A 21431-nucleotide genomic window follows, 5' to 3' on the forward strand; every position below is an offset into this window, starting at 1 on the left:
CACCGCCCCTGCCGCGGGCGCGCCCGCCGCGGGTGCCGCCGGTGCCCCCGCCGGGACCCCGGCCGGCGGCCGCCCGGCGGCGTCCGGTGCCCCGGTCGGGGCGGGTGGGAACTGACATGGCCGTCATCGCGGTGGTCGGCGCTCCGGGGGCACCCGGCGCGACCACGACGGCGCTGGCGCTGCTGCTGGCCTGGCCGCTGCAGCCCGGCCGCCGCGTCCTGCTCGTCGAGTGCGACCCGGACGGCGGCGCCGTGCTGGCCGGCGCCCTGGAGGGCCGGGTCGAGGCGGTCTACGGCCTGCGCAACCTCGCCGTCGCCGACCGGCGCGGGCTGCTCGCCCAGGCCTTGTGGGAGCAGCTGATCGACATCTCGCCCGAGGGCACCGCCGAACGCCTGCTGCTGCCCGGCCTCACCGACCCCGTCCAGGCCCCGGGCCTCGCCTACACCTGGGAGCCGCTGGTGGAGGTGCTGCGCGCGCTGGAGCCGCAGGGCTACGACGTGATACTCGACCTCGGCCGCTCCGGCGCGAGCGGCACCAGCGCGGTGCTGGCCCGGCGCGCCGACGTGGTGGCCGCCACGGTGCGCACCACCCTGCGCGGGCTGAGCGCCGTCCGGCCCCGGCTGACCGCGCTCGCCGAGGACCTCGCGACGGCGGGCACCGGCGCGGACGCGCTCGGCCTGCTGCTGATCGCCGAGGGGCCGTACTCGGGGGCGGAGGTGTCCCGCGAGTTCGGGCTGCCGGTGCTCGGGGTGCTGCCGCACGCGCAGCGCACCGCCCGGGTGCTCTCGGACGGCGGGGACGTCACCGACCGGCGGTTCGTCCGCTCGGAGCTGATGCGGACGGCGCGTTCGGCGGCGGACGAGATCCAGCTGACCGTCCGCCGGCGCCGGCAGCGGCTCGCGCCCGCCCAGGCGCAGCCCGCGCAGCTCGCGGCCGGGACGGCGGCACCGGCGGGAGCGGCGGGAGCGGTCGCCCCGCAGGCCCCGGCCGCCCAGGCCGCGTCCCGGGCCGGCGCCGCCGGGTACGACTACGCCCGTCCGGCCCGGCCCGGGCAGACCGTCGAGTCGCCGCAGCCGGCGCCCGCGCCGTCGTACCCCCAGGCTCCGCAGTCCCCGCAGGCCCCGCAGTCCCACCCGCCGCAGCAGACCCCGCAGCAGCCGTACGGCCCGGTACCGCCGGTGATCACCACCGGTCCGGTGGCACCGCTCGCCGGGCTGGCGCCGCAGCCGGCCGCCCCCGCGCCGTTCCCCGGGCACGGCGGCCCCGGGCACGGCGGCCCCTCGTACCCGGGCGCGCCGGAGCAGGCGCAGCCGTACCCGAACGCCCAGCCGTACCCCGGACCGGCCGGCCCCGCGCAGCCCCCCGCGGGGCAGCCGTACCCCGGGGAGCCCTTCCCCGGACAGTCCCACCCCGGACAGTCCCACCCCGGGCAGCCGTACCCCGGCACCCGGCCCCACCACGAGCCCGTCGACGGGGAGGTGCTCCGTGCGCGGTAGCCCGCTGCACCAGCAGCCCGCGGCCGACCCCGCCGCGCTGCCCTGGACGACGCCGCTGCCCGGTCCGGTCCACCCGGTGGCACCCGGCCGGGTCGCCCCGGCCGGGCGGCCGCAGCCGCACGCGGCCCCGCCGCAGGCCCCGCCCCCGGCCGCCGCCACCCCGGCGGCGCCCGGCGCGCCCGGCGCCACGCCCACCGCCGTCCCCTCCCAGCTGCCCTCGCTCGACCTGCGCGGCGCCGGCACCCGCCCGGCCGTCGACCCGCAGGTCGCGCGCGAGCTCAAGCGCCAGGTCGCCGCCGAGCTGCATCAGCAGATCACCCGGCTGACCGCGGGCTCCGGCACCGAGCCGGACCGTGCCACCCGCCGCCAGCGCGGCCGCGCGCTGATCGAGGAGGCCGTCGCCCGCTGGTCCGACGCCTACGCGCAGACCCACGGCATCCCGCCCACCCGGGACCAGGACCGCGCGCTCGCCGAGGCCGTCTTCGACCTGCTGTTCCGGGCCGGCCGGCTGCAGCCCTACCTCGACGACCCGGAGATCGAGAACATCCTGATCAACGGCTGCGACGACGTCTGGGTCTCCCGGGTCCACCAGCCGCTGCGCCAGGTCCCGCCGGTCGCCGACAGCGACGCCGAACTCGTCGAGCTGCTCCAGGACCTCGCCCGCCAGCACGGCGGCGGCGAGCGCACCCTGTCCACCGCCAGCCCGACCCTCGCCCTGCGCCTGGAGGGCGGCATGCGCCTCCAGGCGCTCACCGAGGTCACCCCCCGCCCCTACGTGGCGATCCGCCGGCACCGGGTGGCTTCCGCGACGCTGCCCGAGATGGTCCGGCTCGGCACTCTGGACGCCACCCTCGCCGCCTTCCTGGCCTCGGCCATCCGGGCCCGGAAGAACGTGATGATCACCGGCACCCAGGGCGTCGGCAAGACCAGCCTGCTGCGCGCGATGGCCGCCGAGATCCCGCCGGACGAGCGGATCGGCACCCTGGAGTCGGAGTTCGAGCTCTGGCTGCACACCCTCGGCCACCTGCGCCAGGTCGTCCCGATGGAGGCCCGCGAGGGCAACGGCGAGCGGGTGGACGGGCGTTCGGCGGGCGAACTGACCATCGGCGACCTCATCCCGGCCGCGCTGCGGATGACCCTCTCGCGGATCATCGTCGGCGAGGTCCGCTCCGGCGAGGTCGTCCCGATGCTGCGCGTCATGACCAACGGCGAGGGCGGCTCGATGTGCACCCTGCACGCGCGCGGGCCGCACATGGTCGTCGACCGGATCGCGGAACTCTGCCTGGAGTACGGCTCGCACATGACCGACGCGCTCGCCTACCGGCTCACCGCCAACGCGGTCGACCTCATCGTGCACGTGGCGATGGTCGACGAGACCGCCGTCGGCGGCCGCCGGCACCGCTTCGTCTCGCACGTCCTGGAGGTCACCGGCCTCGGCGAGAGCGGCCGGCCCGCGCTGAACACCGTGTTCGGGCCGCGCCCCGACCTCGGCGAGCCGCGCGCCGTCCCGCACACCCCGCCGCAGTGCCTGGACGACCTGCGCCGGGCCGGCTTCGACGCCGCGCTGCTCGGCTCCCGGTACGGCAGCTGGGCCGCACCGCTCCAGCTCCGGATCGGCGGTGGGGCCCGATGATGCCGCTCTTCGTGCTCTGCGGCCTGGCCGTCGCGGCGGGCCTGGTCGTCCTGGTGGTCTGGGCGCGCGGCAGCGAGCCGGCCGAGGACCAGGAGGCGTCCGAGCCCAACCCGCTGGCCTCCCGGCTGCACGTGTTCTGGTACGGCGCGCCCGGCACCGCCTCGCACCGGGTCGCCCGGCTGCGCCGGATCCAGCTGCCGCTGGCGCTGATCGGGGCGCCGCTCGGCTGGCTGTTCACCGGCATCCCGCTGAGCGCGCTGCTGGTGCCGCTGGCGGTGTTCGGCCTGCCCTGGCTGTTCGACGCCACCCGCTCCGACACCGACCGGATCGAGCGGCTGGAGGCACTGTCCGAGTGGACCCAGCGGATCGCCGACGTGCTGCTGCTCGGCGTCGGCCTCAACCAGGCCATCGTCACCAGCCGGCGCACCGCGCCCGCGCCGATCGAGGCCGAGGTCGGCGAGCTGGCCGCCCGGCTGCAGGCCCGCTGGCGGCCGGAGGAGGCGCTGCGGCTGTTCGCCGACAGCATGGCCGACGCCACCGCCGACAAGGTGCTCGCCGCCCTGCTGCTGCGGGCCGGGGACAGCGGGCCCGGCCTGGCCCGGGCGCTGTCCGACATGGCCGATTCGGTGCGCGAGGAGGTCCGCCAGCGGCGCACCATCGAGGCCGACCGGGCCAAGCACCGCACCACCATCCGCTGGCTGGTCGGCATCATCCTGCTGGTCGTGGTGGCCGGCTCGTTCAACACCGAGTACACCCGCCCGTACGGCACGGTGCTCGGGCAGATCGTGCTCGGCGTGGTCTGCGCGCTGTTCGTCGGCGTGATCGCCTGGATGCGCGCGCTGGCCGCGTACCCGCCGGTGCCCCGGCTGCTGGAGATGGACCGGCGCAGCCGTCCCGGCCGGGCGCTGCGGCGCCGGCGCGGGCAGGGCGCCGCGGAGGGCGCGGACGGTGCGGGCGGCGGGCCGGAACCCGGCTCCGCGGCCGGGGCCGACGGCGGCGCGCGGCTGCTCGGGGAGGTGCGATGATCTCCCCCTGGTCCGTGCTGGCCGGCGCCGTGGCGGCCGGCGGCGTCGCCATGCTGATCGCCGAACTCCGGCCCGCGCCGCCCGACCTGGGCCAGGCGCTGGACCGGCTGCACCGCACCCCGGCCGACCGCACCCCCGACCCGGACGAGCGGCCGCGCTGGTTCGACCGGATCGGCGAGCGCTCCGTCACCCTGCGCGGGGTGCGCATCCCCGAGCGGGAACTCGCCCTGATCGGCCGCACCCCGGCCCGGTTCATGGCGCACAAGCTGCTGTTCGCCCTGCTCGGGCTGGTGCTGCCGCCGTACCTGGTGGTCGCGGCGCTGCTGCTCGACATCGACCTGCCGTTCGCACTGCCGCTGGTGCTCGGGCCGCTGCTGGCCGGGCTGCTCTGGTTCGTCCCGGACGGGATCGTGCGCGGCGAGGCCAAGGAGGCGCGGGTCGAGTACCTGCACGGCATCGCCGCCTACCTGGAACTGGTCGCGATGGAGCGGGCCGCCGACCTCGGCCCGGCCGAGGCGCTGCGCCGGGCCGCGGCGGTCGGGCGCGGCGCGGTGTTCCGCCGGATCCGTGACGCGCTGGACCGGGCGGCCACCGACCGGCTGCCGCCGTGGGCCGGGCTGGACGCGCTGGCCGTGGAGCTGGGCCTGACCCCGCTCCAGGACCTGGCCGACATCATGCGGATCTCCGGCACCGACGGAGCGGCCGTCTACGACACGCTGCGGGCCCGGGCCAAGGGCCTGCGCGGGGAGTTGATGGCCGAGGACCTCGCCCGGGCCAACGCCGACAGCGAGCGGATGGTCGCGCCGGGCTCCGCGCTGACCATGCTGATGACGGTCTTGATCATTTTCCCCGCGCTCTACAAGATGCTCAACTGAACCGCCACGTCGCGGAGGTCAGTGCCTCCGTCACCACACCACACCTCCTGGGAGCACCTGATGAATGCTCAGCTCAAGTCGCTGGCCGGACGATTGGCGGCCACGACACTGCTGCCGATCCAGTTCGCCCTGCTGCTGTTCCACTTCCGGATGGGCCGGGTCAAGGCCGCCCGGGCGCGCGGCGACAAGGGCGCCATCAGCATCGAACTCGCGCTCGCCGTCATCGCGCTGGTGTTCATCGCGGGCCTCGTGACGGTCGCCCTGGTCAGCCTGAAGGACAAGGTCGTCACGAAGGTCAACCAGGAGCCGGCCTACCCCGGCGGGGGTGCGGCCACCCCGTGACCCGCCGTCCTCGCCTCCGTCGCGGCGACCGGGGGTCGATGAGCCTGAGCCTGGCCATCGTCTTCCCGGTCGTCCTGATCCTGATCCTGGCCGTCGCCCAGACCGGGATGTGGTGGTACCACCGCCAACTCGCGCTGAGCGCTGCCCGCGAGGGCGTGGACGCGGGCCGGACGCAGGGGAACCGGAGTGACGAGCAGAAGAACGAGGCGGCGCGCCGGCAGGCCGGCGACTTCCTCGACCGGCAGGGGGACACCGACCACCGGGTCGTCACCGACGGCAGTTCGCCGGTGCTGATCCGGGTCACCGTGGAGGTGAAGGCGCCGGTCATCGTGCCGTTCATCACGCCGCCGACCGTCACCCAGTTCGCCGAGGCCCCGCGCGAGCGGTTCGTTCCGCCGGTGGTGGCCCCGTGAGCGTCGTGCGGTGGTCGCGGTCCGTACGGGTACCCGGGCGTGCGGGCGGGCGTGCGTCCGGGTGGGCGGGCGTGCGTCCGGTCGGACGGGCGCGCCGGTTCGCCGTGCGCCCGTCCGGCCGGGTGACGCGCGGGCGCGACGGCGGCAGCGCCGCGATCGAGGCCGCGATCGTCGCGCCGGCCGTGGTGGCGCTGATCCTGGTCGCGGTCGCGGCGGGCCGGGTGCAGACCGCCGGCGGCACGGTGGAGGCGGCGGCCCGCTCGGCCGCCCGGACGGCCTCGCTGGCGCGCAGCGTCGACGGGATGGACGGCGCCGCGAAGGCCGCGGCGGAGCACGCCCTGCGGCAGCAGGGGGTGCACTGCCGGAGCAGCAAGGTGGACGTCCGGCACGGCGAACTGGTCAGCCACGGGGTGACGTTGGCGACGGTCGAGGTGACGGTGCGGTGCGAGGTCGGCCTGGGCGATCTGGTGGGCGGCCCGAACCTGCCGCTCTCGAAGACCCTCACCGGGCGGTTCGTCTCGGTGGTCGACCGCTACCGCGGTCAGTGAGCGGTATGCGGGATGATGATGTGTCAGGTCATGGTGCGGGTGGTGACGGTGTTGTGAGGAAGAGCGGGCCGGACGGGGATTGGGGAGCCGTCGGGCGGGGGAGACGCATGCGGAGGGCGCCCGGGGGAGGGCGGACGGACCGGTGGGGAGGGAACGCCATGGCACGCGGACGCGCGGTGCGGCGGTTCCGCCGCGCCCGGCTCGGCGGACCCTTCGGCGGGCGCACCGACCGGGGCGCGCTGTCGATCTTCGTCGCCATGTGCGCGGGCTACGTGGTGCTGGTCATCGCGCTGGTCATCGACGCCGGCGGCAAGCTGCGGATGGCGGAGCGGGTCGACGGCTACGCCCAGGAGGCCGCCCGGGTGGGCGGTCAGCAGCTCGACGAGGCCGCCCTGCTGCAGGGCCAGGGCTACAAGGTGAAGCGGGCGTACGTCGAGGAGGCGGCCAACAGCTACCTCAGGCTGTACGGCCTGAGCGCCCGCACGGTGGAGTTCCTGGACGACGGCGCCACCGTCCGGATCACGGTGGAGGCCGAGTTCAGCCCCGTCATGCTGGGCGATCTCGCGAAGCGGAAGGTCACGGGCCGGGGGAGCGCCACCCTGGTCCACGGAGTCAAGGAAGCGGAGACCGACTGATGGCCGCGCCACGCGTCAAGGACCAGACCCGTGCCGGGCGTCCGGCCCGGGGTGTGCCCACCACCACCCCCGCGTCCGGCCGGCGGCCGGCACCGAGGCCGCCCCGCCGGGCGGGCGGCGGCCGGGGCGGAGCCGTGCTCTCCGCGCTCGCGGCCCTGATCACCCTGCTCGGCCTGCTCGGCGGCGTGCCCGCGCTGCTGCTGTACGGCACCCGGGCGGTGCTCGACATGGGCGAACTCGCCCCCGACGGCCTCGGCGCGCTGCTGACCAGCCCCGACGACGGCCGGCTGTTCCTGTGGCTGCTGGTGGTGGTCGGCTGGATCGGCTGGGCCTGCTTCGCCCTCTCCGTGCTGCTGGAGATCCCTGCGCAGCTGCGCGGCCGGGTGGCCCGGCGGATCCCCGCCTTCGGCTGGAGCCAGCGGGCCGCGGCCGGCCTGGTCGGAGCCGTCATCGCGCTGCTGCCGGTGGCCGGCGGCGCCTTCGCCGCCACCGCCGAGCACCCCCAGTCGGCCACCGCCGCGACCGCCCAGGTGGCGGCCGGCGCGCAGCGTGCCGCACTGACGGCCGCGCAGGCCGCGCCCTCCCTCGCGCCCGCCGCCGAACCGCAGGCCGCCTACACGGTGCGCGACAGCCGGCCCGCCGACAGCCTCTGGTCCATCGCCGAGCGCCAACTGGGCTCCGGCGAACGGTGGGTGGAGATCGCCAAGCTGAACGACGGCCGGGTGATGGACGATTCGGGCACCCGCTTCGACGCGGACCGGCCGATCCAGCCCGGCTGGAACCTGCTGATGCCGGGCGACGCCAAGCCCGACGACGCGAAGGCGCCCGCCCAGGCCCCGGCCCCCGCGCCGGCCACGACGCCGCAGGCCGGTACGGCCCAGGGCGGCGGCACCGTCACGGTCAAGGAGGGCGACAGCCTCTCGGCCATCGCCGAGCGGACGATGGGGGACGCCGAGGCCTGGCCTCAGCTGTTCGAGGCCAACAAGGGGGCCCAGGCGCCGGACGGCGAGCGGCTCACCGATCCGGACGTCGTCGCGCCGGGCATGGTGCTCACCCTGCCCGGGGCGGCCGCCCCTGCTCCGGCCCCCGCGCCCGCTCCGGCCCCGGCCCCGGCTCCCGAGCAGGCGCCCGCGCCGAACACCCCGGCGCCCCCGGCACCCGCCGCCGAGGCTCCCGCCCCCGCGCAGCCGTCCGCCCCCGCGCAGACGCCGGCGCCCGCGCAGCCGTCCGCGCCCGCCGCGCACGGTGACGCGCAGGCGCCCGCCGCGCACGCCGAGCAGGCTCCCGAGGACGACTACACCGTCGCCCTCGCCGCCTCCACCGTCGGCGTGCTGCTCGCCGCGATCATGGTCGGCGCCGTCGCCCGCAAGCGCGGCGGCCAGCTGCGCGCCCGCCGCCCCCGGCACCGCATCGCCCTGCCGGCCGCCCCCGCCGCCGCCTTCGAGGCCGAGCTGAAGGCCCGCCAGGACGACGCCGGGCTCGACCTGCTCGACCGCGCCCTGCGCAGCATGGCCCGCAACACCGTGCGCGGCGGCAAGCGGCTGCCCGCGATCGTCGCCGCCCGGATCACCCCCGGCCGCACGGTCGAGCTCCACCTCTCCGGGGCCGCCGCCCCCATCGCGCCGTTCCGCGCCGCCCACACGCCCGACATCTGGTGGTGCGCCGCCGACTCCGACGGCCTGCTCTCGCCGTCCCAGGCCCGCAAGACCGCCGCCCCCTACCCGGCGCTGGTCACCCTCGGTTCGGCCGCCGACGGCTCGGTGGTCCTCGCCGACCTGGAGACCGTCCGGCTGCTGCACCTCTCCGGCCACCCGGACGACGCCCGCGACGTGCTGCGCACCCTCGCCCTCGAACTCGCCCACAGCCCGCTCGCCGACCGCCTCCACCTGCACCTGGTCGACCTCGCCGAGGAGGTGCCGATCAGCGGCCCGGCCGCCGAGCGGATCCACCGCCACACCACCCTGGAGAGCGCGCTCGCCGCCCTCGGCCCGCGCACCGCCAAGGCCCGCGCGACGCTGGTGGCGGCCGAGGCGGCCAGCCCCCGGGACGCCCGCAGCCGCGGCCTGGCCGACGAGTCGTGGGTCCCCGAGATCGTGCTCTGCGCCCACCAGCCCGGCGGGGAGGTCCCGGCCGAGCTCGGCCGGCTGCTCGACGCCCGTCCGCGCACCTGCGTCGCCGTGGTCACCCGGGCGCCCGAGCGCGGCACCGGCCCGGTCGCCCGCTGGACCCTCCCGGCCACCGGCCAGGCCACCATCCCCGGCCTGCACGTCACCCTGGAGCTCCAGCGCCTGACCACCGGTCAGTACGAGCAGGTGACCGAGCTGCTGCGGACCGCCGACGACGCCACCCAGCACCCCGCCCCCGCCTGGACCCTGGACGGCGAGGAACTGGAGCCGGCCGACCTGCCGGTGCCGGTGCTCGCGGCCGTCGGGGCCGCGAGCGGCCCGGGCCCGGACGGCCCGGCGGGCTTCTCGCTCGCCGCGCTGGACGCCGCGCTCGGCGGGCCGGACGACGGGGACGACCCGGACGGGGACTCCGACGACGGCCCGGGGGCGGCCGGGCCGCGCCTGCTGGCCCGGGTGATCGGCACCGGCGCCAGCCCCTTCGCCGGCGCCGGGCCGGCGGCGCTGCCCGCCCCGCGCCACCTGATCAACGGGCTCGGCCGCCAGGCCGGCGGCTCCGCCGCGCCGACCGGCCCGGCGGCCGCGTTCCCGGTGCCGGTCATGGGGCCGGCCGCGGTTCCGAGTACGGTCCCGAGCGCGGTTCCGAGCGCGGTTCCGGCGGTGCCGGAGAGCTTCGACGGGGACGAGACCACGCAGAACCTCGGTCTGCCGGGCGCCGCGGAGCCCGTCGCTCCCGTCGCTCCCGTCCAGCCGGTCGCCCCGGTGGTCCCGGACCCGACGCCCGCCCTCGTCCCCGCGCCCGAGCCGGCCCCGGCCCCGCAGCCGGAGCCGGAGCCGCAGCCCGAAGCAGTGCCCGAGCCGGTGCCGACGCACGATCCGGCCCCGGCACCCACGGCCACCGACCCGCGCGTCCCCGCCCGCCCCGAGCCCGGCCCGGCCGCGACCGCCCCGGTGGCCCGCACCGCCTCCGGCCGCAGCGACAGCGACGACCTGCTCGCCATCCTCCGCTCCCCGGAGGCGCACGCCACCCGGGCCACCCCCCGGATCCGTCTGCTCGGCCCGGTCGACGTCGCCGGCACCGGCGGCACCGCCGAGCCCGGCGCGGTCGTCCGGCTCACCGAACTCGCCGCCTACCTGGCCCTGCGCCCCGGCGCCGACCACACCGCCCTGGACCACGACCTGCACCCCGGCGCGGCCCACCTCGACCCGCACCCCACCGCCGCCGACGGCCGCAGCCCGCTGCCCGACAAGCTCGCCGACCTGGCCGCCTGGCTGGGCACCGCGCCGGACGGCCGGCCCTTCCTGCCCACCGACTCGGTCGAGGGCTACACCTTCGCCCCCGCCGTCACCTGCGACTGGGACGAGTTCCGCAGCCTCTACCGGCGCGGCATGCGCAGCACCAGCGCCACCGCCGACGCGGCCCTCGCCCACGCCCTGGCCCTGGTCCGCGGCGCCCCGTTCGCCGAGGCCCCGCCCGCCTCCTACGGCTGGGCCGAGAGCGAGCGGCAGGACATGATCGCCGCGATCGTCGACACCGCCCACGAACTCGCCGCCCGCCGCCTCCAGTACGGCGACCACCGCAGCGCCGAAGCCGCCGTCTTCCGCGGCCTCGCCGTCGCCCCGGACGTCGAACTGCTCCACCGCGACCTGTTCTACGCCTACGCCTCCGCCGGCGCCCGCGACCAGCTCCTGCGCGCCGTCAACCGCCTGGACGCCCTCAGCCGCCGCACCGGCCGCGACCTCGACGCCGACACCGTAGCCCTCCTCCGCGACCTCCTCGCCGGCTCCTGACCCGACTTCCCGCTCCACCCCCATCGCCGCCGCCCGGGCCCCGCCCGGGCGGCGGCGTCCTGCCTCAGAAAGTCGCCCCACCCGACTTCCTGCTCCACCCAGCCCGCCAAACGCCGCCCACCCGCCCTTCCTGCGGGCCCAAGCCGGAGTGAGAAGTCGGCCCCTCCGACTTCCCACGCTCGCCGAGCGGTTGGTGAAACGTTTCCTCTTGGTGCCGGCCCACCTGGCGTCCTGGCCGCATGGCGTAGGAAGTCGGCCCGCCCGACTTCCTGTTCAGTCTCCGCGAAATCCGGGCCTGTTCACCGCCCGGTTCCGGGCTGGAGTGAGAGGTCGGCCCTTCCGACTTCCCACGCTCGCCGGGCGGTTGGTGAAACGTTTCCTCTTGGTGCCGGCCCACCTGGCGTCCTGGCCGTATGGCGTAGGAAGTCGGCCCGCCCGACTTCCTGCTCCTTCTCCGCGAAATCCGGGCCTGTTCACCGCCCGGCCCCGGGCTGGAGTGAGAAGTCGGCCCCTCCGACTTCCTGCGCTCGCCGGGCGGGTGGTGAAACGTTTCGTCTTGGTGCCGGCCCGCCTGGCGTTCTGGCCGTGTGGCGTAGGAAGTCGGCCCGCCCGACTTCCTGTTCCGTCTGTGTGGAATCCGGGCCTGTCCGCAGTCCGGCTCCGGGCTGGAGTGGGAAGTCGGCCCCTCCGACTTCCTGCGCTCGCCGGGCGGTTGGTGAAACGTTTCCGCTTGGTGTCGGCCGGCTTGGCGTTCTGGCTGTGTGGCGTCGGAGGTCGGCCTCGTCGACTTCCTGTTCCGTCTCTGCCGAAATTCGGGCCTGTTCGCAGTCTGGTCCTGGGCTGGAGTGAGAAGTCGGCCCTTCCGACTTCCTGCGCTCGCCGGGCGGGTGGTGAGACGTTTCCGCTTGGTGTTGGCCCGGCTTGGCGTTCTGGCCGTGTGGCGTAGGAAGTCGGTCCGCCCGACTTCCTACGCCCATGCCCCGTGTGGCTGCCCGGTGAGTCTTCCCGCGCCTGGCCGGCCGTGGTGGCTGCGCCATGGGTGGGGCGGAAGCAGTCGTGGATCGGTGGCCGGAGTGGGAAGTCGGCTTGGCCGACTTTCTGTGTGCGGTCGGCCTGGCGGGTGTGAGTTGCTTGGGGGTTTCCCGCGGGCCCCTCCTGTGGTGCTGGGCTGGAGTGGGAAGTCGGGCGGGCCGACTTTCTGCGCCGGCGGTCCGGCGGTGTGCCGGTTGGGAGGGGGGAAGCCGGCGGGAAGTTGGGTCAGCTGGTGATGAACCGTTTCTGCAGGGTGTTGGGGTGTGCGGGGGTGGGTGGAGTGGGAAGTCGGGCGGGCCGACTTTCTGTGGTGGGGGGTGGCGGCCGGGGGCAACGCAGACCCGGCCTGGATCGGGTGTGGCGGGATCTCGTAGGGTGGCGCACACGGTGTGGTGAGAGGCGCCACGCGGGGTACGAGGCAGCAGAACGCCGCTGAGCGGCGGGGCGGGGCGGTGACCTGGAGATGGCGGAGACGAGGGCGGTCCCCGGAGGCCCCGAGCCCGTACCGGACGCCGGGCCCCGCAACGCCTACGAGGAGCCCCCGCCCGGCCCCGCCGCCCTGTACGAGCCACCGCCCGCCCCCGGGCCGGTGCCCGGGCCGCCCGAGCCGTCCACCGGATGGACCGTCACCGGCATGCCCAGCCCGGCCCCGTTCATCGCCCCCGGTGCCACCCCCGCGCACGGGCTGCCCGGCTTCGGCGGCCTGGGCGGCGGGCCGCGCGGCCGGATCCTGGTCGTCGAGGGCGGCTACGGCACCTCCGGCCGCCGCACCTGGGGACGCGGCGGCCCGGCGCAGGCGCCGGTGCTGTCCGCGATGCTCGCCGCCGTCTCCCCGCAGGTGCTGCTCGCGGCCGACGCCGTGGACGCCGTCCACCTGCCCGGCGCCAGCGACCCGCACACCGTCCTCGCCCATCTGCGGGCCGCCGCCCGGCACCCCGGGCCGCTGCTCGTGCACCTCGGCGGCCACCTCCTCGCGGACAAGCGCGGCGGCCAACTCCACCTCACCCTGCGGGACTCCAAGCCCGGCAGCATCCGTCAGGACGGCCTCGCCTGGCAGGCGATCGCCGCCGAACTGCGGCACCGCCCGGCGGACTGGCAGACCCTGGTGATCGCCGACCTGAGCGCCGACCAGAACGCCTGGCCACTGCTCCAGGGTGCCCAGGGCACCGTCTCGCCGCTCGGGGACGGCCTGCCGCTGTGGGCCGTGATCAGCCCCGACCCGGAGCAGATCGGCACGTTCACCCGCGCGCTGATCGAGGCCCTGCACGGTGGCCGCCCGGGCGCCGAGGCGGTGCTCGCCCCGGAGCACCTGCGCCAGCAGGTGTACTCGGTGCTCCGCCCGGACGTCATCGTGCTCACCACGCACGCGCCGGACCGCCCGGTGTTCCGCAACACCGCCCGACGCGGCGAAGGCCCGTTCGCCGACGCCCCGGCCGCCGTGCTGCCGCGTCCGGCGGGGGCCCCGGAGGACGTCGCCTGGCCGGACGACCGGCCGTGGGGCGAGCCGCCGCGCGACGCCGTCCCCGGGGAGGCCGCCCCGCAGGACGCGGTGCCCCGGCCGGTCGTCACCCTGGACAAGCCGGCCGCTGCCCCCGCCGTGGCCGCGCCGGTGCCCGACGGACCGGTGAGCCTGCTGAAGCCCGGGGTGCCGCCCACCCCGCCGCTCCCGCCGCACCCCGTGGACCTGGTGAAGCCCGGCGCCTGGCAGCCCCCGGCCCCCGAGCCCACGCCCGAGCCCGAGCCCGCGCCCGAGCCCACGCCCGCGCCCGAGCCCACGCCCGAGCCCGCGCACTCGGAGCCCCGCGCCGACTACCGCGAGGTGATCGGCCGGATCGTCCGCAGCGCCGACGCGGGCGACCACGCGGCCGCCACCGACCTCGCCTTCGCGCTCGAACTGGAGGCGATCGCCGAGCACGGCCCGGTCTCCGCCCCGGTGCTGCAGGTCCGTCAGGTCCGCGCCCACGTCTCCCGCCTCGCCGGGCGGACGGCCGAGGCGGCCGACCTCTACCGTGAGGTCGCCCTCTCGCTGCTCCGCACCCAGGGCGCCGAGCACCCGGAGACCCAGCACGCGGCGACCAACGCCGAGGCCTGCTGGCGGGCGATCCGGGACCGCGCCGAGGCCCTCCGGATCGCCCCGGAGATCATCGAACTGCGCGCCCACCTCCCGGGCCCGGACGGCCGCAAGCTCCGCGCCGCCGAACGCCACCTCGCCGCCCTCGCCGCCGCCGATCGCCAGGAGACCGAGCCCGCTCCGGCCTCGTAGGGCCGCCGGCTGCCCGGTCCCGGCCGACGGCCCGGGGCCGGGCAGCCCGGGCACTGACGGGCAGGCCACCGCCGAGAAGCCCCCCGTCGAACACCTCGACGCGATCGCCGACGGCGAGGTCGTACCCGAGGCCGGAGAGCCCGGATCCGGCCCGCTCAACCGCCAGCCGCACCCAGAGCGGCAAGGGGCCGAACACGGTGGCGAGGGCAAGGCCCCCGACCGCAGACCCGAGCCCCGGCGGCGCGCCACCTGCACCTGACGACAAACGTCGAGATCGCCTACACCTCGACCGACAGCTCCTGGCTCGACCGCATCGAGGCCCGGTTCACCGCGTTGCGCTGCTTCGCCCTCGACGGCACCGACCACACGGGCCGCAAGGAACAGGTCAACTACTGCGTGCCGCCGTCGTCGAGTCCGGCGATGACTCTGACGTCCGCTTCGGACATGTCCAGGATCCCGGCGATCAGGCGGGCCTGCAGCACATTCGGGTGCTGCCCGTGGCGGAGCATGTGGATGGTGGATATCGACAGTCCGGCGGCCCTGGCCATGTCCCTGACCGAAATCCCGTGCAGGTCCATCAACCCGGTGAGAATCCGTCCGAACGGATGCGGCTCCGGTCGGCCGGCCGGGGCAACGGCAGGGCCGATGACAACGTCACCCATCTTGGCCTGGAAGCGGATCAGCCGGTCGTCCGTGAACCCGACCTTCGCGACGAGCGGTAGGACGGTCATGTCCACGGGGTCCGGGGGATGCTTCTGGCCTGCCGATATGACACCGGGCCAGTACCTCAGTGCCGCAGTCACGTCCGCCGTCAGTGCGCGGTTGGCAGTTTCCACGGCCACACTCTCCCCAGTCGACGGAGCAGTCTCCCATGACCGTGCAAACTGCCCACACCCTGCGCTCAAGATTGACTTTCGACCTGGCGAAGCCGATGACCCGCCGGAACGCGCTGAGGTTGGAGCGGCCTGGCCGGCCGTCGGTTCAGGGAGGGCAAGGCGGCTTTCGTGGCGGACCTCGGGATCGGGCTGGCGCGGCACCATCGCACGGCGGCGGAGTTCGACGGCCTCCTCGACCGACTGGTGCGGCTGCTCGCGGTGACGCCCGGGGCCGAGCCCGTCGGGCAACTGGTACGGATGCTCGCCAGGGCCGCGCCGCAGGATCCGGAGCGGGCCCGCTCCCTGGCCTCGCTGCCGGCCGTGTGTCAGCGGCTGGCCGATCTGGTGGCGGTGTTCGACGGGGGCGACGCGGCCGGTGCCGCCCCGGAGGAGTTGCGGGCCTGTCTGGTCCGAGGCCCTCGCCGCACCGGTGGCGAACTGGGTGGGCGAGGGTGAGCAGTCGGAGGCCCGCGTCGAGGCGCGGACCTTCACGTTCGCCGAGCCCCTGGCGCCGCGCGTGGTGCCGCACGCCCTCCTCGCACGGGGACCGGACTGCCTGGCGGATCTGGGGGAGCTGCCGGGGCCGGGGGCGAAGACCGCGTTCGGTTTGGTCGCCGTCGAGCCGGCCAGGGTCTGGCGGACGCGTCGCCGGCTGAGCTGGAGGACCACGTCCGCCGCTGCGCCTGGTACCGGTTCGCCGCGACGGCGACCGACTGACGGAGTGGGGAGGCCTCGGGCGGGTTGCGGAGCGTGGTGGTGCACGCCCGGCGCGCGGGGGTGCGCGCGTGGTGCGGTTCGAACCCGTGCCCGGGTGCGCCAGTTGGCTCCTCGGCCGCGCTTGGGGTGTGCGGAAGGGCCTCCGGCCCAAGGGAGTTGGGCATCAGGAGGGCCGCCTGAGGTCCGGCCGGACGGCAAGCCCTGGAGGCGGACGGCGACTCGGATGCGGCTGGGGAGTCGAAGGAACGTAGGGGAACAGGCTTTCTCCCGCACTACGCTGACGATGCATTCGGCGGGCACGGTGCGTGCCTGCGCGTGAGCGGACAGTGCGGTGTGGTTCAGGGCCAGGGGAGGCCGAAATGGAAGAGGTTCAGGGCGTCGGCGAGAGTAGCGACGTCACGCGTCCGCAGTTGGACGAGGACCTGTCGGGGTTGTCGGACTTCCTGCGGGCGATCGGTCGACAGATCAAGCTGCTGCGCGAGCGAGCGGGGCTGACGCAGAAGGAGTTCGCCAAGGAGGTCGGCTACACCGAGAGCCTGATCGGTGCGGTGGAGCAGGGGAAGCGGACGCCGCAGCGGGAGCTGCTGGAGGCGGCGGAAAGGGTGCTGGACGCCGGCGGGCTGCTGCTCGTCATCGCGCAGGACATCGAGCGGGCGAAGGCCAGGGCGCGCGTGCGGCACCCCGAGTGGTTCCGGAACTACGCCAGCCTGGAAACTTCGGCCCTCGAACTCCACGAGTGGGGTTCCTACCTGGCGCCGGGCCTGCTTCAGACCGAGGACTATGCCCGGGCGGTCTTCCGGATGCGCCAGCCGTTGCTGGCGGAGGAGACGGTGGAGATCCGGGTGGCGGCTCGGATGGAGCGGCAGGAGATCCTCTCCCGGTGGCCCAGAGCAGTCTTCAGCTGGGTGATCGACGAGGGCGTTTTGCACCGCCGGCTCGGCGGACCGGAGGTGCACAAGGGGCAGCTGGAACGGTTCCTGGAGATCGCAAACACCCGCGGTGTGACGCTTCAGATCATGCCGATGGACCGGGCTGAGAATGCCGGTATGGATGGTTCGTTCACCCTGATCACTCCGAAGGGGCGCCCGCAGACCGGCTACATGGAAGTGCAGATGAACGGTAGGCTCATCACGGATGCGGAGGAGGTCCGTCTCCTGAACGTGCGGTACGGCACCCTCAGGGCGCAGGCGCACTCTCCGCAGGATTCCCTGTCCTTGATCGAGAAGATGCTGGGAGAGCGATGAGCGGCGATCTGGTGTGGTTGAAGAGTAGCTACAGCGGCGGCGAGGGCGGAAACTGCGTCGAGGTCGCCGAGACCACCGAGTCCGTCCTGGTGCGTGACTCCAAGGACAAGTCCGGTCCCCAGCTCGCCTTCTCACCGACCGCCTGGCAGTCCTTCGTCGAGTTCGCGCGGTCCGTCTGATGAGCGGCGAACCGGCCTGGCTCAAGAGCAGCTACAGCGGCAACGAGGGCGGCGACTGCGTCGAGGTCGCCGAGACGGCCGAGTCGGTCTTGGTGCGTGACTCCAAGGACAAGTCCGGTCCTCGGCTCGCCTTCTCGGCGGCTGCTTGGCGGTCCTTCGTCGAGTTCGCGCGGTCCGTCTGATGAGCGGCGAACTGGCTTGGTTCAAGAGCAGCTACAGCGGCGGCGAAGGTGGCGACTGTGTCGAGGTCGCCGAGGTCGCCGAATCTGTCCTGGTGCGTGACTCCAAGGACAAGTCCGGTCCCCAGCTTGCCTTCTCGGCGTCCGCTTGGCGGTCCTTCGTCGAGTTTGCGAGGTCGGTTCGATGAGCGGCGAACCGGCCTGGTTCAAGAGCAGCCACAGCAGCAACGAGGGCGGCGACTGCGTCGAGGTCGCCGAGACGGCCGATTCCGTCCTGGTGCGTGACTCCAAGGACAAGTCCGGCCCCCAGCTCGCCTTCTCCCCGGCCGCCTGGCGGTCCTTCGTCGAGTTCGCGCAGGCGATCTGACGCCAACCCAGAAGGCGGCCGCCCCCGACGGGGCGGCCGCCTTCCGTTCTACCGCCCCGCGAGGGCGTGGACGAAGCGGTGGGCGTCGATGGTGCCGAGGCCGCTGGCGAGGTCGTAGCCCTTGGTGGCCTGGTAGCCGGTGACGGTGTCCCACGAGTTGTCGCCGGTGGTCACGTCGACCAGGCCGCTCCACTGCCCGGGCAGCAGGTCGAGGCCGTAGAGGCGCCAGTTGAGCTGGCCGAGGCGGCGGCCGGCGAGCTGGTCGGCGAGGGCGACCACGCCGGAGAAGACCGGGGCCGCCTCGCTGGTGCCGCCGGTGAGGTGCCAGCCCGCCCGGGCGGGGTCGTAGGACTCGTACGTCCACGCGCCGCCGTCCACGGCCGCGCTCATGCTGATGTCGGGGGTGCCGCGGTGGTTGCCGGTGACCTGGGCGACGCCCGTCTGGTACGGCGGCCGCGCGAAGACGCCGGAGACCCCGCCGCCGCCCGCGCCGTAGGCGTCGTGCCAGACCTTGTCGGGCGCGGTGCGCTTCCCGGCGTCGTCCAGGGTGAGCTGGGTGCCGCCGATCGAGGTGACCAGCGGGTCCGAGGACGGCCAGGAGTTGACCCGGTACGGGTAGAGGTCGGTGCCGTTCTCCTGGTAGTCGGTGGCGCCGGCGTCGCCGGAGGAGGCGAGCACGGTGACGTCGTGCGCGGCGGCCTCCTTGAAGGCGTAGCGCAGGTCGGTCAGCGAGCGGAAGTCGCCCTTGTCGAAGCCGGGGAAGGTGTTCTCGGTGGCGCCGAAGCTCTGGGAGATGACGTCGGCCCGGCCGGAGCGGATGAGGGCCCGCTCGGCGTCCATCATCTCGGGCAGGCCGGTGGTGCCCTCGGTCTCGGCGACCCCGGTCTCGACCAGGATGATGTGGGCGTCCGGCGCGATGGCGTGGGCGTACTCGACGTCGAGGGTGGCCTCGCCGGCCCAGCCGGTGTGATCGGGGTTGGTGGGGTCGAACGGCGGGACGTCGCCCCACTTGACCACCTCGACCTGGGTGTCCGGCAGGCCCCACTGCCGGTCGAAGACCTCCAGGTCGTGCTGGATGGTGGGGGAGCCGAAGGAGTCGACGATGACGATGGTGCGGCCCTTGCCGGTGACGCCCTCCCGGTAGAGGGCGTTGAGGTTGTAGGCCTCGCGGTACTGGAGCGGGGAGTAGCAGTGCAGGCCGAGTTCGGCCAGGCACTGCGAGGTGGACAGGGGCGCCGTGCGGCCGACGGCGCTCACCCGGCCGGCCGAGGCGGGCCTGACGTGGACGCCGGCGGCGCTCGGCGCGGCGCCGGTGCCGGTGCCCGCGGCGGTGGTTCCGCCGGAGGCGGTGCCGGTGGAGACGGTGCCGGCCGCGAGGGCGGTGGCCGCGACGGCGAGCAGGGCCAGGGCGCGGCGGAGGGTGCGAGGGCTGCCCATGGGACTCCTAGGGACGCTGGGCCCGGCCGGGATCGGACGGGGCGGTCCGGCCACCCCATCGAGTGCCGCATGATCATGCCATAGTCATTTCATGCTGTCGGCATGGTCGTCTCCGGCCACCGAAAAAGGTCAAGGCCGTCCCAGGTGAAGGTAACCCACCACCTGGGACGGCCTGCTGACCGACCGTCAGGAAATCTGAACGTGTCAACGCGTCAACGTGTCAACGCGTCAACGCGCCCCGCCGTTGACGTACAGCGTCTGGCCGCTGACGTACGAGGCGTCCTCGCTCGCCAGGAAGGCGACCACCGAGGCGATCTCCTCCGGCTGCCCGACCCGCCGCAGCGGCGTGCGGGCGGCCACCTCGCCCTGGTGGTCCTCGGCCGTGGCGCCGACCCGGGCGGCCGTCGCGGCCGTCATCGCGGTGGCGATGTAGCCGGGGGCGACCGCGTTCACATTGATGTTGAACGGGCCGAGCTCGATGGCGAGGGTCGCCGTCAGGCCCTGGATCCCGGCCTTGGCGGCGGCGTAGTTCGCCTGGCCGCGGTTGCCGAGCGCCGAGCGCGAGCTGAGCGAGACGATCTTGCCCCACTTCTGCGCCACCATGTACGTCTGCGCCACGTGGCTGCAGTTGTACGCGCTGGTCAGATTGACCGTCAGCACCGCGTCCCAGTCGGCCTTCGGCATCTTGAAGAACAGGTTGTCCCGGGTGATCCCGGCGTTGTTGACCAGGATGTGGAGGCCGCCGAGGTCCTCGGCGATCCGCGCGAACACCTCCTCCACGGCGTCGTAGTCGGCCACGTCGCAGCCGTACGCCCGGGCCGTGCCGCCCTTGGCGGTGATCTCCTCGGCCGTTCCGGCGGCCCGCTCGGCCGAGAGGTCGACCACGGCCACCGCCGCGCCCTCCTCGGCCAGCCGGCGCGCGGTCGCCGCGCCGATGCCCTGCGCCCCGCCGGTCACGACGGCGACCTTGCCCGCGAATCGGGTCACTGCTGCTCCTTCGTCAAGTCCTTCGACACCTGAGTGGGAAAACGGACGGGGCCGGCCGGGCCCGTCAGACGGACTCCACCAGCACCGCCGTGCCCTGGCCGACGCCCACGCACATGGTGGCCAGGCCCCGGCGCCCGCCGGTGCGGCGCATCCGGTGCAGCAGGGTGGTGAGGATCCGGGCGCCGGACCCGCCGAGCGGGTGGCCGAGCGCGATCGCGCCGCCGGCCGGGTTGACCAGCTCCGGGTCGATCCCCAGCTGGTCGACGGAGGCCAGCACCTGGGCGGCGAAGGCCTCGTTCAGCTCGGCCTCCTCGATCCGGTCCAGCGACCAGCCGGCCCGGGCGAGCGCCTTGCGGGTGGCCGGCACCGGCCCGATGCCCATGACGTCCGGGTGCACGCCCGCCGAGGCGCCGGCCACGTACCGGCCGAGCGGCTGCAGGCCGAACTCGTGCAGCGCCTCCTCGCTGACCAGGACGAGCCCGGCCGCGCCGTCGTTCATCGGCGAGGCGTTGCCCGCCGTCACCGTGCCGCCGGGGCGGAAGGCGGGCTTGAGGCGGGCCAGCTTCTCCAGGCTGGTGTCCTCGCGGATCGACTCGTCCGCGGTGACGCTCACCCCGTCGGCCCGCTCGACCGGGATCAGCTCGGCGTCGAAGTGGCCGTCCTTGCGGGCGGCGGCGGCCCGCTGGTGGCTGCGCAGCGCGAAGGCGTCCTGCTGCTCGCGGGTGACGCCGTAGCGGTCGGCCACCTCCTCGGCGGTCTCGCCCATGGAGAGCACGCCGTGCAGTTCGGCCATCCGGGGGTGGGTGAGCCGCCAGCCGAGCCGGGTGTCGTGGGTCTCGATCCGGTGCGGCAGCGCCTCGTCGGGGCGGGGGAGGACGAAGGGGGCGCGGGTCATCGACTCGCAGCCACCGGCCAGCACGACGTCCGCCTCGCCGGAGCCGATCGCCCGGGCGGCCATGGTGACCGCCTCCAGGCCGGAGGCGCAGAGCCGGTTGACGGTCGCGCCGGGGACGCTGTCGGGGAGTCCGGCGAGCAGGACGGCCATCCGGGCGGCGTTGCGGTTGTCCTCGCCGGCCTGGTTGGCGGCGCCCCAGTAGACGTCGTCGATCCGGGCCGGGTCGAGGGTGGGCAGTCCGGCGAGCAGGGCGCGCAGCACGGTGGCCGAGAGGTCGTCGGGGCGGACCGTGGCGAGCGCTCCGCGCAGCCGGCCGATGGGTGTGCGGCGGGCGGCGGCGAAGTAGACAGGACGCACGACGTCGGGCTCCTCGTG

The 21431-nt window shown here is 75.2% G+C and carries 21 protein-coding genes and 1 pseudogene; 18 read left to right on the plus strand and 4 right to left on the minus strand.

Annotated elements, in window-relative coordinates:
- Positions 1 to 116: 116 nt before the first annotated feature.
- From ACFVVL_RS25245 to ACFVVL_RS25295, 11 genes and pseudogenes are all read left to right on the plus strand, one after another.
- The gene (locus tag ACFVVL_RS25245; RefSeq protein ID WP_387678883.1) at positions 117 to 1496 is read left to right on the plus strand and encodes a hypothetical protein; all 1380 of its coding nucleotides are present in this window, start codon (positions 117 to 119) and stop codon (positions 1494 to 1496) included.
- Positions 1486 to 3129, plus strand: a complete 1644-nt coding sequence (locus tag ACFVVL_RS25250; RefSeq protein ID WP_387678886.1) for a CpaF family protein — start codon at positions 1486 to 1488, stop codon at positions 3127 to 3129. Before ACFVVL_RS25245 ends, ACFVVL_RS25250 begins: the two co-directional genes overlap by 11 nt.
- Positions 3126 to 4154, plus strand: coding sequence for a type II secretion system F family protein (locus ACFVVL_RS25255; protein WP_387678889.1), 1029 nt, complete (start codon positions 3126 to 3128; stop codon positions 4152 to 4154). Before ACFVVL_RS25250 ends, ACFVVL_RS25255 begins: the two co-directional genes overlap by 4 nt.
- Positions 4151 to 5029, plus strand: coding sequence for a hypothetical protein (locus ACFVVL_RS25260; RefSeq protein WP_380296239.1), 879 nt, complete (start codon positions 4151 to 4153; stop codon positions 5027 to 5029). Before ACFVVL_RS25255 ends, ACFVVL_RS25260 begins: the two co-directional genes overlap by 4 nt.
- A gap of 60 nt (positions 5030 to 5089) precedes the next feature.
- Positions 5090 to 5371 (plus strand): hypothetical protein, encoded by a 282-nt coding sequence (locus ACFVVL_RS25265; RefSeq protein WP_387678892.1) that lies wholly within the window; start codon positions 5090 to 5092, stop codon positions 5369 to 5371.
- A gap of 38 nt (positions 5372 to 5409) precedes the next feature.
- Positions 5410 to 5784: a TadE/TadG family type IV pilus assembly protein gene (locus tag ACFVVL_RS25270; RefSeq protein ID WP_380296237.1), complete on the plus strand. Its 375-nt coding sequence runs from the start codon at positions 5410 to 5412 to the stop codon at positions 5782 to 5784.
- Positions 5785 to 5855: 71 nt separating this feature from the next.
- Positions 5856 to 6332, plus strand: a complete 477-nt coding sequence (locus ACFVVL_RS25275) for a TadE/TadG family type IV pilus assembly protein (RefSeq protein WP_387678895.1) — start codon at positions 5856 to 5858, stop codon at positions 6330 to 6332.
- A gap of 158 nt (positions 6333 to 6490) precedes the next feature.
- On the plus strand, positions 6491 to 6967 hold the full coding sequence (locus ACFVVL_RS25280; RefSeq protein ID WP_387678898.1) for a hypothetical protein: 477 nt from the start codon (positions 6491 to 6493) through the stop codon (positions 6965 to 6967).
- On the plus strand, positions 6967 to 10881 hold the full coding sequence (locus ACFVVL_RS25285; protein ID WP_387678901.1) for a LysM peptidoglycan-binding domain-containing protein: 3915 nt from the start codon (positions 6967 to 6969) through the stop codon (positions 10879 to 10881). Before ACFVVL_RS25280 ends, ACFVVL_RS25285 begins: the two co-directional genes overlap by 1 nt.
- A gap of 1495 nt (positions 10882 to 12376) precedes the next feature.
- Positions 12377 to 14176, plus strand: a complete 1800-nt coding sequence (locus ACFVVL_RS25290) for a hypothetical protein (RefSeq protein WP_387678902.1) — start codon at positions 12377 to 12379, stop codon at positions 14174 to 14176.
- A 55-nt stretch (positions 14177 to 14231) separates the two neighbouring features.
- Positions 14232 to 14560 (plus strand): annotated as a pseudogene (locus tag ACFVVL_RS25295) (hypothetical protein); the annotation flags it as partial.
- Between the two features lie 5 nt (positions 14561 to 14565).
- Here ACFVVL_RS25295 and ACFVVL_RS25300 read toward each other — a convergent pair.
- The gene (locus ACFVVL_RS25300; RefSeq protein WP_387678905.1) at positions 14566 to 15012 is read right to left on the minus strand and encodes a hypothetical protein; all 447 of its coding nucleotides are present in this window, start codon (positions 15010 to 15012) and stop codon (positions 14566 to 14568) included.
- 168 nt (positions 15013 to 15180) lie between these two features.
- Here ACFVVL_RS25300 and ACFVVL_RS25305 point away from each other — a divergent pair, with 168 nt between their 5' ends.
- From ACFVVL_RS25305 to ACFVVL_RS25335, 7 genes are read left to right on the plus strand one after another with little or no spacing between them, the layout of a single operon-like run.
- Positions 15181 to 15507, plus strand: coding sequence for a DUF6183 family protein (locus ACFVVL_RS25305; protein ID WP_387678908.1), 327 nt, complete (start codon positions 15181 to 15183; stop codon positions 15505 to 15507).
- Positions 15494 to 16087, plus strand: a complete 594-nt coding sequence (locus ACFVVL_RS25310) for a hypothetical protein (RefSeq protein WP_387679131.1) — start codon at positions 15494 to 15496, stop codon at positions 16085 to 16087. Before ACFVVL_RS25305 ends, ACFVVL_RS25310 begins: the two co-directional genes overlap by 14 nt.
- Before the next feature lie 40 nt (positions 16088 to 16127).
- On the plus strand, positions 16128 to 17012 hold the full coding sequence (locus ACFVVL_RS25315) for a Scr1 family TA system antitoxin-like transcriptional regulator (RefSeq protein WP_387678911.1): 885 nt from the start codon (positions 16128 to 16130) through the stop codon (positions 17010 to 17012).
- On the plus strand, positions 17009 to 17191 hold the full coding sequence (locus ACFVVL_RS25320) for a DUF397 domain-containing protein (RefSeq protein WP_387678914.1): 183 nt from the start codon (positions 17009 to 17011) through the stop codon (positions 17189 to 17191). Before ACFVVL_RS25315 ends, ACFVVL_RS25320 begins: the two co-directional genes overlap by 4 nt.
- Positions 17191 to 17373, plus strand: coding sequence for a DUF397 domain-containing protein (locus tag ACFVVL_RS25325; RefSeq protein ID WP_387678917.1), 183 nt, complete (start codon positions 17191 to 17193; stop codon positions 17371 to 17373). The genes ACFVVL_RS25320 and ACFVVL_RS25325 overlap by 1 nt, the downstream gene beginning before the upstream one ends.
- Positions 17373 to 17558 carry a DUF397 domain-containing protein gene (locus ACFVVL_RS25330; RefSeq protein ID WP_387678920.1) on the plus strand — a complete coding sequence of 62 codons (186 nt, stop codon included), beginning with the start codon at positions 17373 to 17375 and terminating at the stop codon, positions 17556 to 17558. Before ACFVVL_RS25325 ends, ACFVVL_RS25330 begins: the two co-directional genes overlap by 1 nt.
- Positions 17555 to 17737, plus strand: a complete 183-nt coding sequence (locus ACFVVL_RS25335; RefSeq protein ID WP_387678923.1) for a DUF397 domain-containing protein — start codon at positions 17555 to 17557, stop codon at positions 17735 to 17737. The genes ACFVVL_RS25330 and ACFVVL_RS25335 overlap by 4 nt, the downstream gene beginning before the upstream one ends.
- 48 nt (positions 17738 to 17785) lie before the next feature.
- On the opposite strand, the gene ACFVVL_RS25340 is transcribed toward ACFVVL_RS25335, so the two are convergent.
- The 3 genes from ACFVVL_RS25340 to ACFVVL_RS25350 form a co-directional block, all read right to left on the minus strand.
- On the minus strand, positions 17786 to 19174 hold the full coding sequence (locus tag ACFVVL_RS25340) for a S8 family serine peptidase (protein ID WP_387678926.1): 1389 nt from the start codon (positions 19172 to 19174) through the stop codon (positions 17786 to 17788).
- A gap of 228 nt (positions 19175 to 19402) precedes the next feature.
- The gene (gene fabG, locus ACFVVL_RS25345; protein ID WP_380287402.1) at positions 19403 to 20161 is read right to left on the minus strand and encodes a 3-oxoacyl-ACP reductase FabG; all 759 of its coding nucleotides are present in this window, start codon (positions 20159 to 20161) and stop codon (positions 19403 to 19405) included.
- A 64-nt stretch (positions 20162 to 20225) separates the two neighbouring features.
- On the minus strand, positions 20226 to 21413 hold the full coding sequence (locus tag ACFVVL_RS25350) for a thiolase family protein (RefSeq protein WP_387678929.1): 1188 nt from the start codon (positions 21411 to 21413) through the stop codon (positions 20226 to 20228).
- Between the last annotated feature and the right edge of the window lie 18 nt (positions 21414 to 21431).

Origin of the sequence: Kitasatospora sp. NPDC058115 (genome assembly GCF_042884635.1) — a bacterium.
In the GTDB taxonomy this organism is placed as follows: domain Bacteria; phylum Actinomycetota; class Actinomycetes; order Streptomycetales; family Streptomycetaceae; genus Kitasatospora.